Annotated in this window: 1 rRNA gene; it reads left to right on the top strand. The window is 54.7% G+C overall.

What is annotated here, in order from left to right:
- Positions 1–1,084 (top strand): 23S ribosomal RNA (locus ACGTN6_RS20540); the annotation flags it as partial.
- Between the last annotated feature and the right edge of the window lie 20 nt (positions 1,085–1,104).

The following is a 1,104-nucleotide window of genomic DNA, read 5'->3' as shown; positions in this document are numbered from 1 at the left end:
GTATAGGGGCTGACACCTGCCCGGTGCTGGAAGGTTAAGGGGATGAGTTAGCTTAGGCGAAGCTTTGAACCGAAGCCCCAGTAAACGGCGGCCGTAACTATAACGGTCCTAAGGTAGCGAAATTCCTTGTCGGGTAAGTTCCGACCCGCACGAAAGGTGCAACGAATTGGGCACTGTCTCAACAAGAGACCCGGTGAAATTATACTATGCGTGAAGATGCGCATTACCCGCGACAGGACGGAAAGACCCCGTGGAGCTTTACTGTAGCCTGATATTGAATGTTGGTACAGCTTGTACAGGATAGGTGGGAGCCGTCGATACCGGAGCGCTAGCTTCGGTGGAGGCATCCGTGGGATACCACCCTGGCTGTATTGACATTCTAACCCAGGACCGTAATCCGGTCCGGAGACAGTGTCAGGTGGGCAGTTTGACTGGGGCGGTCGCCTCCCAAAAAGTAACGGAGGCGCCCAAAGGTTCCCTCAGAATGGTTGGAAATCATTCGCAGAGTGCAAAGGCACAAGGGAGCTTGACTGCGAGACCTACAAGTCGAGCAGGGACGAAAGTCGGGCTTAGTGATCCGGCGGTACCGCATGGAAGGGCCGTCGCTCAACGGATAAAAGCTACCCCGGGGATAACAGGCTTATCTCCCCCAAGAGTCCACATCGACGGGGAGGTTTGGCACCTCGATGTCGGCTCATCGCATCCTGGGGCTGTAGTCGGTCCCAAGGGTTGGGCTGTTCGCCCATTAAAGCGGTACGCGAGCTGGGTTCAGAACGTCGTGAGACAGTTCGGTCCCTATCCGTCGTGGGCGTTGGAAATTTGAGAAGAGCTGTCCTTAGTACGAGAGGACCGGGATGGACGCACCGCTGGTGCACCAGTTGTTCCGCCAGGAGCACAGCTGGGTAGCTACGTGCGGAAGGGATAAGTGCTGAAAGCATCTAAGCATGAAGCCCACTTCAAGATGAGATTTCCCATCACTTCGAGTGAGTAAGATTCCTTGTAGACGACAAGGTTGATAGGTCGGAGGTGGAAGCGTGGTGACACGTGCAGCTGACCGATACTAATAAATCGAGGACTTATCTATCTAAAGCGCAAACGACCGCT

The sequence above is a fragment of the Halomonas sp. B23F22_20 genome (assembly GCF_043496985.1).
GTDB lineage: Bacteria > Pseudomonadota > Gammaproteobacteria > Pseudomonadales > Halomonadaceae > Halomonas.
This window is presented reverse-complemented; position numbering and strand designations above follow the sequence as displayed.